Origin of the sequence: Haloarcula sp. Atlit-7R, assembly GCF_003666065.1 — an archaeon.
Taxonomy (GTDB): domain Archaea; phylum Halobacteriota; class Halobacteria; order Halobacteriales; family Haloarculaceae; genus Haloarcula; species Haloarcula taiwanensis.
Map to the genome: position 1 here is coordinate 1 of NZ_QXIK01000095.1, position 459 is coordinate 459.

At 69.9% G+C, this 459-nt stretch carries 1 protein-coding gene; it reads left to right on the plus strand.

Annotated features, from left to right (window positions below; genetic code table 11):
- A partial coding sequence (locus D3D01_RS22800; RefSeq protein ID WP_121513871.1) for a metal-dependent hydrolase occupies positions 1–440 on the plus strand: 440 nt, incomplete at its 5' end.
- Positions 441–459: the final 19 nt, after the last annotated feature.

Genomic DNA, 459 nt, shown 5'->3' on the forward strand with positions numbered 1-459 from the left:
TCTTCCCCGACGTCGACCTCTTCGTCGGCGTCCACCGCAAGACGCTACACTTCCCCGTCTACTACAGCGTTGCCGCCGCCGTCTTCGGAGCCGTCGCCGTCGCCTCGCCCTCGACGCTCACCGTCGGGGTCGCCTTTTTCTTCCTCTCGGCGGGGCTTCACTCCGCGTCCGACTGGTTCGGCGCGGGCGACGAACTCCGGCCGTGGGACCGAACCTCCGACCGCGCGGTGTACGTCCACCCCGCGAAGCGTTGGCTCCGGCCCCGCTATCTCGTCCGCTACGACGGCGCGCCCGAAGACCTCGCGCTGACGCTCCTGTTCGCCGTCCCCGGCTTCCTCGCTTTCTCCGGCGGCGTCCGGGTCGCCGTCGCGGTCGGCGTCGCCGTCGCACTGTTCTACACGGGCTTCAGAAAGCGGATGCCCGAGTGGTTCGGCATCTGAGGCGCGGTGTCCGCGAGGA